13 protein-coding genes are annotated in these 16422 nt (G+C 48.4%); 6 read left to right on the forward strand and 7 right to left on the reverse strand.

Going from position 1 to position 16422, the window contains the following annotated elements; genetic code table 11:
• Positions 1-10: 10 nt before the first annotated feature.
• The 5 genes from B3N34_RS09685 to larE all read right to left on the reverse strand — a co-directional run bounded on the left by B3N34_RS09685 (position 11) and on the right by larE (position 5833).
• Positions 11-892, reverse strand: a complete 882-nt coding sequence (locus B3N34_RS09685) for an ABC transporter permease (RefSeq protein WP_286977749.1) — start codon at positions 890-892, stop codon at positions 11-13.
• A 12-nt stretch (positions 893-904) separates the two neighbouring features.
• On the reverse strand, positions 905-1831 hold the full coding sequence (locus B3N34_RS09690) for an ABC transporter permease (protein ID WP_091461318.1): 927 nt from the start codon (positions 1829-1831) through the stop codon (positions 905-907).
• A gap of 65 nt (positions 1832-1896) precedes the next feature.
• Positions 1897-3504: an ABC transporter substrate-binding protein gene (locus tag B3N34_RS09695; protein ID WP_407638649.1), complete on the reverse strand. Its 1608-nt coding sequence runs from the start codon at positions 3502-3504 to the stop codon at positions 1897-1899.
• Between the two features lie 408 nt (positions 3505-3912).
• On the reverse strand, positions 3913-5028 hold the full coding sequence (gene larC, locus B3N34_RS09700; protein ID WP_286977758.1) for a nickel pincer cofactor biosynthesis protein LarC: 1116 nt from the start codon (positions 5026-5028) through the stop codon (positions 3913-3915).
• A gap of 1 nt (position 5029) precedes the next feature.
• Positions 5030-5833: an ATP-dependent sacrificial sulfur transferase LarE gene (larE, locus tag B3N34_RS09705; RefSeq protein WP_091461324.1), complete on the reverse strand. Its 804-nt coding sequence runs from the start codon at positions 5831-5833 to the stop codon at positions 5030-5032.
• 206 nt (positions 5834-6039) lie between these two features.
• On the opposite strand from larE, the gene B3N34_RS09710 reads away from it, so the two are divergent.
• Positions 6040-9654 (forward strand): AsmA-like C-terminal region-containing protein, encoded by a 3615-nt coding sequence (locus tag B3N34_RS09710; RefSeq protein ID WP_091461325.1) that lies wholly within the window; start codon positions 6040-6042, stop codon positions 9652-9654.
• Positions 9655-9680: 26 nt separating this feature from the next.
• Here B3N34_RS09710 and B3N34_RS09715 read toward each other — a convergent pair whose 3' ends face one another.
• Positions 9681-10649, reverse strand: coding sequence for a threonine ammonia-lyase (locus B3N34_RS09715; protein ID WP_091461327.1), 969 nt, complete (start codon positions 10647-10649; stop codon positions 9681-9683).
• Positions 10650-10845: 196 nt separating this feature from the next.
• Here B3N34_RS09715 and B3N34_RS09720 point away from each other — a divergent pair, with 196 nt between their 5' ends.
• The 5 genes from B3N34_RS09720 (at position 10846) to B3N34_RS09740 (ending at position 15264) form a co-directional block, all read left to right on the forward strand.
• Positions 10846-11943, forward strand: a complete 1098-nt coding sequence (locus B3N34_RS09720; protein ID WP_286977771.1) for an HD-GYP domain-containing protein — start codon at positions 10846-10848, stop codon at positions 11941-11943.
• Between the two features lie 21 nt (positions 11944-11964).
• Positions 11965-12963, forward strand: a complete 999-nt coding sequence (gene cobT, locus B3N34_RS09725; protein ID WP_286977774.1) for a nicotinate mononucleotide-dependent phosphoribosyltransferase CobT — start codon at positions 11965-11967, stop codon at positions 12961-12963.
• Positions 12960-13514: a bifunctional adenosylcobinamide kinase/adenosylcobinamide-phosphate guanylyltransferase gene (locus B3N34_RS09730; protein ID WP_286977783.1), complete on the forward strand. Its 555-nt coding sequence runs from the start codon at positions 12960-12962 to the stop codon at positions 13512-13514. The genes cobT and B3N34_RS09730 overlap by 4 nt, the downstream gene beginning before the upstream one ends.
• A gap of 113 nt (positions 13515-13627) precedes the next feature.
• The gene (gene cobS / locus B3N34_RS09735; protein WP_286977790.1) at positions 13628-14374 is read left to right on the forward strand and encodes an adenosylcobinamide-GDP ribazoletransferase; all 747 of its coding nucleotides are present in this window, start codon (positions 13628-13630) and stop codon (positions 14372-14374) included.
• Positions 14375-14439: 65 nt separating this feature from the next.
• On the forward strand, positions 14440-15264 hold the full coding sequence (locus tag B3N34_RS09740; protein WP_286977793.1) for a Cof-type HAD-IIB family hydrolase: 825 nt from the start codon (positions 14440-14442) through the stop codon (positions 15262-15264).
• On the opposite strand, the gene B3N34_RS09745 is transcribed toward B3N34_RS09740, so the two are convergent.
• Positions 15245-16417: an aminotransferase class V-fold PLP-dependent enzyme gene (locus B3N34_RS09745; RefSeq protein ID WP_286977796.1), complete on the reverse strand. Its 1173-nt coding sequence runs from the start codon at positions 16415-16417 to the stop codon at positions 15245-15247. The two genes, B3N34_RS09740 and B3N34_RS09745, sit on opposite strands and share 20 nt — an antisense overlap.
• Between the last annotated feature and the right edge of the window lie 5 nt (positions 16418-16422).

The following is a 16422-nucleotide window of genomic DNA, read 5'->3' on the forward strand; positions in this document are numbered from 1 at the left end:
CAAACCCCACCTACCTTTTGAGCCTTACGTCGAGGGCATCTCGCAAGCCGTCCCCGAGGAAGTTGAAGGCAAGGACGGTGTACATGATCGCCAGACCGGGGAAAATAGCCCACCACCACTTGCCCATGCTTAGATATTTCTGGCCCTCGGAGATCATCAATCCCCAACTTGGAGTCGGGGGCTGAGCGCCAAAACCCAGGAAGGCCAATCCCGCTTCTGTCATTATGATGCTGCCCATACCAAGCGTGGCCTGCACGATTACGGGAGCAAGGGCGTTCGGAAGGATATGTTTAAATATTATCTTCCCTCTGGGCAACCCCAAGGCCTTGGCCGCTTCGACGAACTCCCTGTCGCGCAGTGAAATGAATTGCGCCCTAACCACTCTGGCTATGCCAACCCAGTTGACCAGACCTATCGCAATGTAAACGACCCGCAGGCTAGGACTTTGAAATACTGCTATTACAGCCAGCACGAAAAGCAGGAAAGGAAAGGCAAAGACGACGTTGATCAACCAAGATATGAGGTCGTCGACCCATCCTCCCATATATCCTGCTATGGCCCCAAGCGGCACTCCGATGAGAAGAGACACTATGGTCGCAAAGATGCCTATCTGCAGCGAAATTCGGGCCCCGAAGATAATTCTGCTTAATATATCACGACCGTATATGTCGGTCCCCATCCAATGTTTCACACTAGGGGGAGCCAACCGCACTTCTCTGCCCTCCGTCCATATGAGCTGTTCGACAGGGTCGTAGGGAGCTATAAGCGAAGCGAATATGGCAATTAAAATAACGGAGGCAGCCATGAAAAGCCCCAGCAACGCCAGCTTGTTCCGCTTAAACCTGAGCCATGCCTCATACCAAAGACCGCTGGATCTACTCTTTTTAGCCATCTTCGAACCACCTTAATCGTAACGGATTCTGGGGTCTATGAACCCGTAGGAAATGTCGACTATTAAATTGGCTACCAAAAATATCACCGCCATAAATATTACCGTGCCCCGAATCATGGGAAAATCTCTGGCTATCAGGGCCTCAACGGCCAGCCTTCCCACCCCAGGCCAGGCAAAGATGGTCTCGGTCAAAACTGCACCTGAAAGCAGTTCGGCCACCTGAGTACCTATGATGGTAACGACGGGAATTAGCGCGTTTTTCAAGGCATGTCGCATTATTACAATCCTTTCGCGCAATCCCTTTGACCTGGCCGTACGAATGTAGTCCTGGGTCAAGACCTCCAGCATGCAGGATCGTGTGAGCCTCGCTATGAGGGCAGCCGGCCTGACTCCCAATGTGATCACAGGAAGTATGAAGTAACGCCAATCCCCTGGAACGTAACCAACCCCCGGTACTAGATGAAGCGTATAGGCAAAGATCAACAAAAGCAAAAGCCCCACCCAAAAGACGGGAGCACTGATACCCGATATCGCTATGAACATGGCCGAATAATCGAATATTGAATATTGTTTTACGGCGGAAACCACTCCAGCCAGTATTCCCAAAAGGGCCGCCAAGACCATGGCCCAAAAGGCGAGCTTTAGAGTAGCTCCGAAGCGGGTCATCAAGGCGTCTACGACCTTTTCATTGTTCCTATAGGACACTCCCAAATCGCCCTTTACCAGGTCCTTCAAAAACCTCGTGTACTGCTTATGAATCGGAAGGTCTAACCCCAGGTCGGCCCTGATGCGGGCCAGCGTTTCGGGATCGCCCCTTTGGCCCATCATCAGCCTGGCAGGATCGCCGGGAACTATCGTCATCAGAATAAATACTATGGTCACAACTCCCCATATGACGGGGACTGCATAAAGCATTTTTCTCACGATGTAGGAAAACATACATTTGCCTCCCATCTTCGATCAAATGTGGGCTAGTTGCGACTAGCCCACATTTGTCAATTAATTTACTTTTCGATCCATACGACCTCAAGGGGAGTAGTGTAGTCTCCAAAGGCGGGAAGATGCATGTTCTTCAGCCAATCCTGAGCCAGCAAGCTCGTCGTGTAGTGAAACAGGAACAACCAAGGAGCATCGTCAACTATCATCTGTTCTGCCTCCTGATAAAGCTTCATTCGCTTATCCCAATCCGTTTCCACGCGCGCCGCAGCCAACATTTCATCCACCTTTGGGTTGCTGTAAAAGGAATAGTTACCCTTGGAACCGTGGTTTTCGGAATGGAGCAATACGTATAGGAAGTTATCCGGATCGGCGTAGTCGGCTACCCAACCCATTCTAAACATCTGAGTCTCTCCCCGTTCGCAGAGATCCAGATGCACTCCCCAGTCGAGAACCTTGATATTTATGTTGATGCCAAGGTTCTTGAGTTGCGCCTGAATTGCTTCAGATATGAGGGTGTGGCGGGGGTCGTTGTTGACGTTCAGGTCGACGGTTATTCCGTCGGGGAAGCCTGCCTCAGCCAATAACTGCTTTGCCTTTTCAGGATTGTACTCATATCCCCTCAAATTGGGATTGTATCCCGGTATGCCGGGAGGAAGGATTCCCTTAGCCGGGTAATAACGCCCGTGTATAACGAGTTCGTTTATGGCTTCCCTGTCTACGGCGTAGTTGAATGCCTGCCTCAGTTTCAAATTGTCCTTAAAGGGAGGTTTGGAGTTGTTAAATCCGTAGTAATAAGTTCCAAGTTCCGGCCTTTCTTGCAGCAGATGGGAGTACTGGGCCTTTATCTCTTCGTAATATTCGTCCGGAGGCGCAGGCAGGACGTCTATGTTTCCCTTCTTGAACTCCTCGTAGGCAATCGTGTTATCAGGTATTATGACGATCTCGATACCGTCCAGGTAGGGTAGTTGCCTGCCGGCTTCGTCCTTTTTCCAGTAATCGGGATTTTTCCTGTAGACCAACCGTTGATCGTGATCCCAGCGCTCCAGAATGAACGCTCCCGTACCTACAGGATGGAAGTTGAACTCCTTGCCCCACTTCTCGGCATCCTCTTTGGGAACCACCACAAAGGAGTTGTAGGCCAGTACGCTGAGGAAGGGAGAAAAGGGGTAGTCCAGTTCGAATTGCAAGGTGTAGTCGTCAACTACCTTGATTCCAACCCATTCATCGGCCTTGCCGTCGACGAAATCCTGATATCCCTTGACCATATCGATGAAATAAGCTCTTGGGGAATTGACCTTAACCAACCTCTCGAAGGAATATTTCCAGTCGTGGGCAGTTACCTCACGTCCGCCGTTTTCGGTGGGCTTGCCGAGGGATTCTTTGTGGAATTTGACACCCTTCCTTAAGTGAAAGGTCCATGTCTTTCCGTCGGGACTTGCTTCCCAGCTTTCGGCCAGCCTGGGAACTATGCTCTTTCCGTCGGGATCGTTATCTACCAGCATATCGAACATTAGGTACACGTTTCTCGAGGAGCTGGTGTCAGTTGCCATCGCCGGATCGAGCTTGGGAGGATCGTTTACCGCACGCCACCTCAACACGCCACCATACTTCGGCTCCTGGGCAACTGCCGCGTTCTGCCCCACAAAAACCAGGGAAAGAAGTATCACGACCATAACGAACCAAACCAACCGTCTCTTCACAACTCTTCGCCACCTTTCGTTTATTTTAATGCTTGTCGCATTAAAGCCTCACGTAATAAGGGTGGTGACAAAACATAAGAAACACGCCTAAAAGGTATAATGCTTTTATGAATTTTGAAAAACCCAAAGTCGAGATATCCGAAAATACCATGAACATCCTGGGATTGTTCGAATAATTTTTTATGTTTGGCATATTTATATTAATTGAGTCTCGGAAGAAAAGTCAAGACATTTAGATAATTATAACAACTGACGGTTTACTAATTCAAATAAACGAATAATATAATATGCAACGATTTATCATAACATCACAAGTTGAGCAACAATTATTAATAGATAAATAAATCTAACAAAAATGATGCTAAACTTATCTAAAATAAATCAACTCCCGGCATTTTCCGTAAGGTCGTCAAAATCGATCTTCTCCTTTTGCAGGTCCCCGTGCCGAGAGACCTTCACTCGCACAAAACCGCCTTCATGGGGGACTTCTTCGATCGTACGTTTCATTTTAACCCTTGAAACCGGCCAATATCTCACTCCTATGGTAGTGGTATGTTCGAAGAGGCCTTCGATAGCTCGATCCAAATTCTCAGCATCGACCAAAAGCCTTAGGACAAAGAGAGGCCTGCTTTTCTTTCCCAATCCTTGCAAAAGATGGACTTCCTTCGATGTCTCCTGCAGCTTGGAAATGGCATATCCGATTTCCTCTCCGGTGATATCATCCAACGATGTCTCGATAAGGATCGTCTCTTCCAGATCTTCCTCCTCGGCAATGGTCGCCCTTAAGACATTTGCCACTTCGAAATCTTTAGATCCTGCACCATATCCTACTTTGGCAGGAACGAAAGAAGGAAGGACTCTGTAAAAGGTGGCAGATACCGCCAAAAGGGAAACGCCCGTCGGAGTAGCCAGCTCTCCTTCGATATCGCTCCCCAAAAGGGGAACCCTTCTTTTCGATGCTATCGCCGTCACGGCAGGTACAGGAACGGGTAATAAGCCGTGGCAAGTTTTAACTTTTCCGCTTCCCGTACAAACGGGAGTAGAGGCAATTCTTTTTTCTCCCAAACTTTCAAGGAGCATAAAAAAACCAAGACAGTCGATGATCGTGTCAAAACTTCCCGCTTCATGAAGGTGGACTTCCTCGACCTCTGCTCCGTGCACTTCGGCCTCTGCCTCAAGAATACATAGTATGGCCTCCTTCGCCCTGTCCTTGGCCCAATTGGAAGCTCCAACAGAATAGGAGGTCCGATCTAAAATTTCCAACATCTCATGCCCGTGCCTACCATGAAAGTGTTCGTCGAGGGATATGTTGATCTTTATCGCCTCTATGCTCCCCCTTTTTGTTATTTCCTTTCTTATCTCTACGCCGGAAAGGCCCTTTACGCCTTCAACGGCATTAAACCGTTCGAGGAGGGCAAAATCGGCCCCAAGGTCAACCAACGCTCCCAAAAGCATATCTCCGCTAACTCCCGAGAAATTAGGTTCGAATATTATCACTTTATACCCCTCCCGCCAAAGAATCCATCTTGCCGCTTCTGTGACCTTCCAAATCCAGTGCAACGACTACAAAGCCAAGTCCCTGCAGAAGGCTTCTCAGTTCGTCCCTGACTGCCCAAGCCTTTCCCATATCTTCACGAGATACCTCAACCACTGCAACTTTCGGACGATAACACCTGACCCTGACCTCCCTGAGGCCCAAGGAAGCCAGCTCTTTTTCCGCCCCTGAGACCTGACCTATCTCCTCCTCAGACAAGGTTGTGTAATAGGGAAAACGCGTTGCAAGACAGGGAGAAGAAGGTTTGTCCCAAAATTTCAAATCAAATTCACGGGCAAGCTTTCTGATATCTTCCTTCCTTAAACCTGCTTCCTTCAGAGGATGAAGCACACCATCCTCTTTTGCAGCTTCAAGGCCGGGCCTGTATTCCATCGTGTCCGATTCCGTCACCCCATCCATTACCACATACCCTTTTAAAACAGACTTTTCAAGCCATTTCATAACCGAAGCGTCTCTGTTTTTTCTGCAGAAATAACACCGCCTCAGATGATTTTGCCTGATCTCGCTTACGCTCAGGTCGTCTGAATATATCACATGGTGTTCAAGCCCGAATGTTTCTGCCACTTTTCTGGCCTCTTCCACTTCGTCGTCGGGAATCAAGGGAGAGGAGAAGGTCACTGCCACGACATTGCTTTCAGCCTTCGAACAGGCATAGGCCAAAAAAGAACTATCCAATCCGCCCGACAACAATATCAAGATGTTGTCGTATTTATTTATGTATTCCAACAACTTTGTCCATTTGGACATCCTATTACCTCTTTTCGCCGTAGAGTGCTTCGCAGTTTATTATACATTTTGGCTTATAATAAGTGTAGAAAGTCTGCCGGTCCAGTCTTTAGGTTGATGCATTTAGCCATTGATTGAAAAAGGTAGGCAAAATTACCCTTATCCCTTTTCGGGGTCATGAATTAATATTTAAAAAAACTATGACATTCTAGAAGGATTTTATTTAAATGTCAAAAAAATTTTTGACAAAAAGAACGCTCAAAACCATAGCATTCCTGTTCTGTCTTTTTCTCTTATCCTTGGTATTGGTCGCCTCGGTGGTTTTAAAAAGGGGAGGCGACTTCGGGTCGGCCTTTGTCGTTGAAGAGATAGAAAAGGCCCTGAAAAATGCCGCAGGTCTTGACCTTCGCTTTGTCTCCTTTTCCGGCAACCCTATCACCGGATACGTAGGTAGCGGCGTCGAGATAATCCTGGACGGCAATGAATTGCTGCTCGCCAAATCTATAGAAATCAAACCATCCGTCAAATCGCTTATCAAAGGGAAACCCGCCGTCAAAAGCATCGAAATAAATTCTATAGATATATCGAAGGATGAAGCTTCGAGATTAGCAACTGTTATCTCTGCAATCAAAGAAACAAATGCATCGCCCCCTCCACCGATAGAAGAGATCGTCTTGAAAGATGTGGAGATCTCAGGAAAAAGAAACTACAGCATAAGCCAAGCCAGGTTTAAGCCTCATGACGATTCGATCGACGTCGACTTTCGCGGTGAGATTAATTCCTTAAAAATCTCCGGTAAATTCAGGGCTTTGAGGGCCGACGAAAAGGTAATTTTAGAAGACTGCCATGTTAAGGTGAATGATACAAACCTAAAACTTGAAGGGACGTTGGCACCTCGCATCAATCTAACCGGTGAAGTCGAGGAGTTGGGCGCCGGAGAGATAGTGGCCCTATTTCCAAAATTCAAAGCGGCACAACCTAGGGGCTTCCTTTCGGGCACTATGGCTATATCTTACGACGATAGCGGTTCCTTCGCCGTTGAAGGACGTTTTTACGTGCCTTCCGGCGAAATTGTCGATATACCCTTAAACAGCGCTTCATTCACCATGATCTACAAAGAAGGCAAACTTAACTTTGAGCTGCTCGAAAATAGGTCTTTCGAGACGGAAGTTACGGGAAACATAGAAGTCGCCTTTAACCCTTTGATTTTGAAGTTAGACTTATTCTCAGATAAAGCTTCAACAGAAATGTGGCAGGGTCGTTTTCCCTGGCTTTCATCCTTTGGCGGAACGGCAGACGATGTCCGCCTGCATCTGGAGGGACATCCGAAGAAGCTCTCGGGAAGGATTCATTTCACGTCCGACGAATTTACCGCCACTTGGTTAACCTTAAAGGATGCTGAAATTGCCGCAGATATATCCGGTAAGGAGGTTTCCTTCAAAGGCAGGGGATATTGGCAGGGAATCCCCATCGCTGTGGAGGGATCGGCTCTGCATAACGGCTCCTTGATGCTCGATGCCTTGGTCTCTACCGAAGGGTTAGAAATCGGTAAGTTGGGCCGACTTTTCAATTCCCTTTCGGACGTGAACCTCGAGGGCCAATGCGACATTACCGTCAAAGTACAGGGTAAACCTGACGAATTGGCCTTAGAAGGGGTCGCGAAATCTAATCAACTCAAAGCAGGCTTCGCCGATTTGAGAGATCTAAAGATGGAATTCACCCTTAAAAAGGACGGATTAAAGATCTCGTCTTTACAGGCAAAACTTTACGATGGCAAAGTGACAGGGCAGGGGACTGTCTCAGATCTCTTTTCGCCGAGCCCTAACATTGACCTATCGGGAATTGCAAGAGATATCGAGTTAGGCGGAATATTCGACTCCATCAATCCAAAGATAAAGGGAAAAACCGAAGTGAAATGGAGCATTTCAAAGGAAAAGGAGGGGGCCATTTTTTCGGTAGAGGCCGACGCACCTGCTTTAGTCTTTGGCGATTTGTTGAAGCTACAAGACCTGCACGCCGAGGCAACTTCCTTTGAAGGCGGCTTAAACTTAAAGGGGCGGGCCCTGTGCAATGGCGGAAAGGTGGAGTTTCTGGGAAAAATAAAAGATGAAAGGGGCGAGCTTTTTACGGACATCTCAGGGACGATTTCCGATTTGCGCCTCGAGCCGAAAACATGGCCTATTCATGGTATGTTAAGAGGAAATTTCAAAGCGGAAGAACGCAGCGGAGATCTAAATTTCTATGCAGAGATGTACGGCCAGGATATAACGGTAAAAGACATCCCACTAAGGGACCTAAAATTGGCCGTGGGCGGAAAGAATTCTTCGATGGAAGTGCAGTCCCTCTCCTTCGGTCTCTGCAATGGCATTGTCTCCTTGGGCGGAATAATTGAGGGGAATAGCTTGCATTTAACGGGAGATTTCAATGCCGTCGATCTCTCGGGACTTCCCTTTCCTTCTCTTTGGTTTGTTCGGGGTATAACGGGCGGGAAATTGGTCATAGAAGGTGAGTTGACCTCTCCTCAGATTGAGATAGATGGGGTGATCAAAGAGGCAGCAATAAACGGCTTAACTTTTGAAACCGTAAAATTCAAGGCTAAAAGCGATACGGTCAATCTTGCATTAGACGTCACGGAGGCCAGCGGTGAAAATTGGACAATAAAGGGGAAAGCTAAGGGCAACATCAAGCCCGATCCGTCCTTCGAATTCGACGTCGGCGGAGACAACGTCCCCATAGATATGTTTTCCCAACTGCTTTCGCCAAATCTAAAAGGAAAGCTTAAAGGCAGGGCCAAGATGAGTTTTGCCGGCGAATACGACGGAGCCTTAACCTATCGGGGCCATATCCGATCAGAGGAGCTTTCTCTTTTCGACGTAAAGTTCCAAGACGTGGAAATTCCCCTTGTTTTTAGCTCCGATTCCCTTCGGATCGATGGCTTGAAGGCCTCGCTATTTGGAGGAACCTTGAATATGAACTATTTCGCTCAAATTGGAAAGCTCCTAACGTGGCAAAGCGATATAGATATAAAAAACGCTCCACTGAACGTATTTTTGCAAAATTTTCTGGCGGAATCAGTTTCATCGGATGGCGCCTTAAACCTTTCACTCAATTTGAAGGGCGAAGGTACGCGATTGGTGAACCTGTCGGGCTACGGCAAATTAGATGTGACAGACGGTAAAATCGTAGGATTTGCTGGAAAAAACGACGGGCTGAAAAGTATTGGACTTGATAGCCTGAATTTTCAGAAGGCCTCACTGGACTTTTATATCAACGGTCCGTCACTTTACATTTTGCCGGGAAGCATGATAACCTCTCAACCCAACGATTCCCTGTACCGATATATCTCCATTGACGGTATTCTAACTTTAGACGGGATGATCGATCTGTTCTGCTCGGGAAATATAAATGTCAAAGCTTTAAATGCCCTGACCAGGGCCTTAAAGGAAGTAGCGATACTTGAAAATCCGACGGAACAAGAACTTGCCCAAAATTTACTAAAGGGCTTCATCGGCGGATTTTCCCTCAACGACTTTAAAGACGTTTCTCTGTACATAAAAGGCAACTGGCCATCTCTGACGATCTCAAATCTAAGGGTAAACGAACCTCTCATGGCCAAAGGCCCATCATATTACCAATTCGATGATGACGAAGATGAGTGGAGATTCAACCTCCATTTTAACTTCCAGACGGGCAGCGGCAAACCTTCTGAGGGGGATTTCGGGGAGCAGTTCGTTTCACAGATCCTGGAAGGACTTTTAAACGGCATTTTCAACCCCACCTCAGAGAATAACAGTAAAAAAGGCACCTTCTCCAGCGCGGACGAAATCAAGGGAAATCATTAAGATCCCGCTTTACGTCGAGATTAGCCTCAATTTTCGGACAGGACTCTCATCAAAACTTCGTGATCGATGTTGCCTCCTGATATAACCACTCCGACATTACGCCCCACAGCTGATATCCGTCCCGATAACAACGCAGCTACGCCGATAGCCCCCGCTCCCTCAACTACCTGATGGTGTTTTTTATGAAGGAAAGAGATTGCCCCGGCAATGTCCTTTTCTTCTACGGCAATGAAATCATCAACGCGAACCCTGGCAAGATCGAGCAAAGACTGCGGTATTCCGCCCGTCAGGCCATCGGCCAATGTGTCTGAATAGGATACATCTACGACCCTTCCCGACTGCCAAGATGCAACCCAGGGCATGGATGCCACCGATTGAACTCCGACGATCCTTATACGGGGAGAAAGGGCCTTAGCAGCGGTAGCGATGCCGGTTATTAAACCGCCGCCCCCTGCCGGCACAACGATCATATCGAGCTCAGGTTCGTCCAACAACATCTCAAGCCCCACGGTACCGGCGCCACTTACGATGTAATGATCCTCATAGGAAGAGACATAGGTCAAACCTTCGGTTCTCGACAGCTCCTTTGCAGCCGCCTCCGCTTCGTCGTACAGGCCTTCGGTCACCCTAAGCTCTACTGTATCCCCGCCCAACCTTTTAATAGCCTTTCGTTTGGTTATAGGACATACCGACGGTACAAAGACTACCGCCCTGACGCCAAGCATTTTGGCAGCCATGGCCACCCCTTGAGCGTGATTGCCGCTTGAAGCGGTCACGACTCCCCGTTTTCTCTCGCCCTCGGACATGTGAAACATTTTATTAAGAGATCCTCTGATCTTAAAGGATCCGCAAGGTTGCATGTTCTCCCACTTGAGAAAAACTCTTCCTCCCGCTATCTCGCTCAAATCGGCCGATTCTTCCGTTGGAGTACGCCTCGCCTTGCCTTCTAAAAATTTCGCCGCCCTCAATACGTCCCTCATTTCAGGCCATATCATAATTTTTTTTACGATTCTCCTTTGTGTGCTTTAATTTTATAAAGGTTTTTACAACACTTCATGGTAATATTATAATATTAATAATTCCATGTCAAAGCAGCAGGATACCGTCTGCTCCTGTCCTCTTTGAGGCAGAAATGGCCTTTTGGGTGCGCCGTTTTAAAAATTGATATTTTGTAGAGGTGATTTCAGCCCAATGAAGCTAATAAGTACGGAAAAGCTGAAACCGGGGATGATAGTAGCGCGTCCTATTATATCGGATGCAGGTATCCTCTTGCTTAATAGTGATGTAACACTCAATGATAGCCTGATAGAGCTCATAAAAAGAAGGGGCATTCCCTTTCTTTACGTCAAGGACGATAGGATAGATACAGACGTTAAACCCCTCATATCGCCCGATGATACGGCAAAGGCAGTATACGTCATCAAAAAAGCTTTTGACCAAGCCCTTCAAAGCAGCCTCAGGCGTTCCTCGCAGATGAACCTGGAACATCTGCTGGAACATCTGAATGATATAGTTTCAGGCATCGTGGAAATCATTTCAAGACAAAATGACCTGATCGTTCACCTAATTGACATTAAAAACGTCGATTCCTACACCTTCCAACACAGCCTCCAAGTTATGACCATCTCTCTCATGATCGGCAAGAGCCTGGATATGACCAAAAACCAACTTCACAATCTGGGCATGGGCGCGGTCCTGCACGACATAGGGAAGGTCGGAATTCCTAAGTCAATCTTGAACAAAGAAGGGCCTTTGACGGAGGAAGAGAGAAATATAGTAAGACAACACCCCAAAACAGGTTTTGAATTGCTGCAGGATTGCTCACTAGTTTGGCCCACGGCCAGGGCCGTCGTCCTGCAGCACCACGAAAAATGGGACGGCTCGGGTTACCCCCGAGGCCTTGCAGGAGAGGACATCCACATCTATTCTCGCATAGTAGCCCCAGTGAACGTTTACGACGCTTTGATATCGAAAAGGCCCTATCAGGAATCCATGCTCCCTCATCAAGCCTATTATTACATAAAGGGAAAAGCCGGCTTGTTGTTCGACCCCCTCGTGGTAGAAAAATTCCTAGATATAGTAGCCCCCTATCCTATTGGCACTTGGGTCAAACTAAACTCCGGCGAGGTTGGATTGGTCACGTCGATAGAGCCAGGGAAAGTAGCCTATCCCGTGGTCAAGATCTTTTACGATAATAATTTAAAGCCTATGAAAAACCCAACCACAATATCCTTGTCCGAAAACTCAATATTATCTATAGATGAAGTTGTAGAGGAACCATCAGAATAACATACGAAGGGGGATCGCTGAATGTTTTTGCTTTGCATTGCCAACACCGAATTGAGCAAAATACCTAGCCTTTCTGCCGCAGGAGAAAACGTCGAAGCCATAAAATACACCGTGCCTTCCGATGCAGAACTCGTCTATTGGGGAAAATGCCTCACAAGCTCTTCCCTGCCGGTCGACCCTGAAGGACATCCCACACCTGCAATACTTACGAGGGCAGCTTACGAAGAGGCCCAATTTCCCGTCATGGTCGTAAGGACAGGAAGCTTCATCCCCCCCGCCTGTCCCTACGTAGAGATATCGTCGACACCCGGCGCAAATCCCCTAGAAAGACCTGCCGTAATTGAAGCGAAGAGAATATATTCCTGGGCAAAAACCTTGGGACATAACATATCGGCAATTGAGCCCCTTGTGGTCATAGGAGAATCCATACCTGGAGGGACCACCTCCGCATTTCTCGTTCTTAAGGCCCTGGGTTACGACGGCATGGTTTCCTCGGCAAGCCCCAAAAACCCGACGAACCTGAAAGTAGAGATTTGGGAAAAATGTTGTGAGGTCTACGGCATAAGCGAAGGTTCGCTTAGACATAAAGGGCTAGATGCCCTCTCTCTATTGGGAGATCCTATGCAGGCAGCGGTAGCAGGGATTGCCATGGGGTCCTTTAACAGGTCTCGCGTTGTCCTTGCAGGCGGAACTCAAATGCTTGCCGTAGCAGCCATCTTGAGGCATGAAGGGTACAATGGGGAAATCGAGATAGCCACAACGAAATACGTGGCCACGGACAAGACGGCAAACTTCGCCGATCTGGCTGAAGGCTTGGGAATCAAAACTCATGTCGTTCCCGTCGACCTATCCCGCTCAGCCTTCAAAGGGCTTTCGGATTACGAAAGAGGTTACGTAAAGGAGGGCGTTGGCGCCGGGGGCGCCCTGTGGTATGCAACTTATCTGGGCCTTTCCCTTGATAGGTTGACCGACAAAATAGAGAAACTATACGACAACTTAATCAAGGGAGCTCTTCAATGAGACTGATATTTATCCTAGGAGGGGCGAGAAGCGGAAAGAGCAGCTTCGCTAAAGCTATATTGGAGAAATATGAAGGGCCCGTCACCTTTCTGGCCACCGCAAGGCCGGGTGATGAGGAAATGAGGAGGCGCATCTTTTTTCACAAAAGAGAAAGGCCTGCCTCATGGAGCACCTGGGAGGGCAATCCCAAGGATCTCATAGATTTCGCCGACGCGATCAAAGGCGCCGCTTTGATGGATTGTCTCACCACGTGGCTGTCGGAACTCATATTCGACAATTACGATATCGAAAACCTCTCCGAAGGGGAGTGGAAAAGGGCTGAAGGAGAGCTTCTCTCCAATGTAGAGGATTTATGTGGAGTCAGAGGACCGGAAGTATTCGTCATAGTTAGCAACGAGTTAGGTTGCGGAATTACACCCCTCTCGTTAATGGGACGAAGATTTCGGGACCTCCACGGCAGAGCCAATCAAATTGTAGCCTCGCGAGCGGAAAGGGTCGCCATGATCATGGCCGGATTGCCCCTATGGCTTAAAGGCAAACCACTCTTTTGACTTCAGTGATTTGACAAAAGACGAGCGAGGCTGGCCGCAAAAAAATTTTGCATATAAAATATCTTTTCAAGATAAAGTAGAGGTAATTCACAAATTCCAAAGGGGGGCTGGCCTTGCGCATATTGGAGTTGATAGCGGCTTCATTTGCTTTTTTCAGCAGAATTCCCGTGCCTAAAACCCTTTTGCCCGAAAAAGAACCATCCTATGCCATGATTCTCGTCGTATCTCCTCTAATGGGGGGGTTCTTAGGCGCTATATGGGGAGGGATAGGGGCATTCCTCAGCTTGAGGTTTGCTGCGCTCGGTGCCGCCTGGGCCTCGGCAGTAGTATACGTCCTTTTGGGCTGGGGATTGCACCTGGACGGTCTGAGCGACATTGCCGACGGTTGGGCAAGCGGTAAAAGCGGTGAGGAAATGAGAGAGATCGTCAAGGACAGCCGCTGCGGTCCCTATGGCGTTATGGCCCTGATCTTGACCTTTGGCCTCTGGACTTCCCTCCTGTTCGCCCTCCCTTCATGGCGATGGATAACGATAGGAATGATAGTGAGCGCATCGGGCAAATGGGCGATGTGTTGCGCTGCCTGTATCGGCAATTGTCCTTGGAAGAACAGTATGGCCTTTTCCTTCGTTCAAAATTTTTCCCTCAAAGAAACCGCTTACGCTTTTGTCTGTTTTGTGTTAATCTTCTTCTTCGGACCTTGGATGTGGGTCTTGTCCTTTTTAGCGACGACGGTCGTAGGCGTCCTTATGTCCCTTTGGGCACAATACAGATTGGGGGGGATAAGCGGCGACGTCCTCGGGGCAACGGAGGTTTTGGGCGAAGTCCTTGCCCTTGCTGCTATAGCTTTATTTACGTCCTAAGCTACCAAGGGCAGGACAGATCCGCAATCTTTAGCACACTGATAAGGAAAGAAGAAGTGGTAAGAATGAAAAATCCGGTAAGAAAAAAAATAAAACTGATCGCGATAGATCTGGACGGATCTTTATTGACTTCACAAAACAACATTACCGAAAGGACGGCTCTGACCATTAAAGAACTGATCTCCCGCGGGGTTATTTTTGTAATAGCAACGGGGAGGATGTTTCCCTCTGCAAGAAAATATGCCCTTCAATTCGGACCCAATACTCAGGTAATATCTTATAACGGCGCCTTGGTAAAAAGCGCTGCTGGCGAGCTGTTGTTGCATAAGCCGATACCGCTGAATTTGGCCAAGGACGTGATGTCATTTTTAAGGGAGAGGAAATGGCACGTAAACAGCTACATTGACGATGTGCTCTACGTCAAGGAATTGAACCAAAAGGCCTTGATATATGCCAGAAACTCGGATGTAACGCCCCAAGTCGCGGGCGATGAGATATACAACCCAAAAAAAGAGCCGACCAAGCTACTCGTCGTTGCCAACGACCCAAGCCAGACGGAGCAAATCAGGGACGAGATAAAACTGAATTTCAACGGCCTCCTCTTCGTGGCCATTTCATCACCACTTTATATCGATCTTGGGAATCCGGAGACGAGCAAGGGAAGGGCTATAAAATTTCTGGCCGATCGCCTTGGCATAGAAAGAGACGAAATATGCGTCATAGGCGATTCCGAAAACGACGTAGAGATGTTCGAAGCGGCAGGAGTGTCGATCGCCATGGGAAACGCCAGAGAGGACGTGAAATCCAAGGCCTCCTTCGTAACTGCCTCCAACGACGAAGATGGCGTAGCCATAGCCATTGAAGAGATCGTCATTCCCCGCTATCTTTAACTAATTCCGACAGAGCGTTCAAAAAAAACTCTATATCTTCCTCTTCGTTGAAGGGGCCGGGCGAGACCCTCAAGGCGCCTTCCGGGAAGGTGCCGAGCGTCCTGTGGGCCAGCGGAGCACAGTGCAGCCCCGGACGGGTCTCAATTTTCCACCTATCGTTAAGCTTAAACGCCAGCTCGGCGTTATCCCAACCCTTCACGTTAAAGGCGAATATGGGAAGCCTGCCTGCCATGGTCTTTGGCCCGTAAAGGATGGCTTCGGGCATGCCCAGCAGCCCATCTAAAAGTTTCTCGCCGAGGCGGTTGGATTTTTCTGCGATATTTTTTATCCCACGAGCATCTATCCAATCGACAGCAGCGCTTAACCCAGCTATTCCGGGCAAATTGAGGGTGCCGGACTCGAATTTATCGGGCAGTTTATCCGGTTGAACCTCTTCGTGAGAGAAACTTCCCGTCCCCCCCTCTATAAGGGGAGAAACCGCTTCGGCAAAGTCGGGCCTCCATACAATCCCCCCCGTGCCCTGGGGGCCCAACAGCCCTTTATGCCCCGTAAAACATAAAGCAGCTATGCCCCTTTTGGACACCGATATAGGCAGATGACCGGCGGTTTGGGCGGCATCTATAACCACAGGAAGGCCGTAATCAATACATGTCCCGCATAAGGCCTCGATATCCTGAATCGCTCCGCAGACGTTGCTTGCGTGATTTAAGACGATCACATTTGGCCTGTGTTTTTTTATCTCCTCTTCAAAAAACGAGGGAGACAGGAAGCCATTTCGGTCGCACCTCATTACGATGACCTTTACGCCCCTTCTCTCCAAGCTTCTGAGGGGCCTTATCACGGCATTGTGCTCCATGGAGGAGGTTAAGACGGTCATGCCGGGCCTCAAAAATCCCTTTATGACGACGTTTAGAGCTTCCGTAACGTTGGAAGTAAAGGTTACATACCTGGGATCCCGATCCGAGTGGCCGTCAAAAAGGGCCGCAATTTTGGCACGCGCATCGGCGACCAAACCGAGGGTCCTCACGTCTCTGTCGGAAGCGCTTCCCCTGCCAAGATTGGCGCCGGCATTCAGAATGAAATTCGACATCTCCTCCGCCACCACCCTTGGTTTCGGCCAACTGGTCGCAGCGTTGTTAAGATATAAGGACACTAACC

The organism is Acetomicrobium sp. UBA5826, from assembly GCF_002433005.1.
In the GTDB taxonomy this organism is placed as follows: Bacteria; Synergistota; Synergistia; order Synergistales; family Acetomicrobiaceae; genus Acetomicrobium.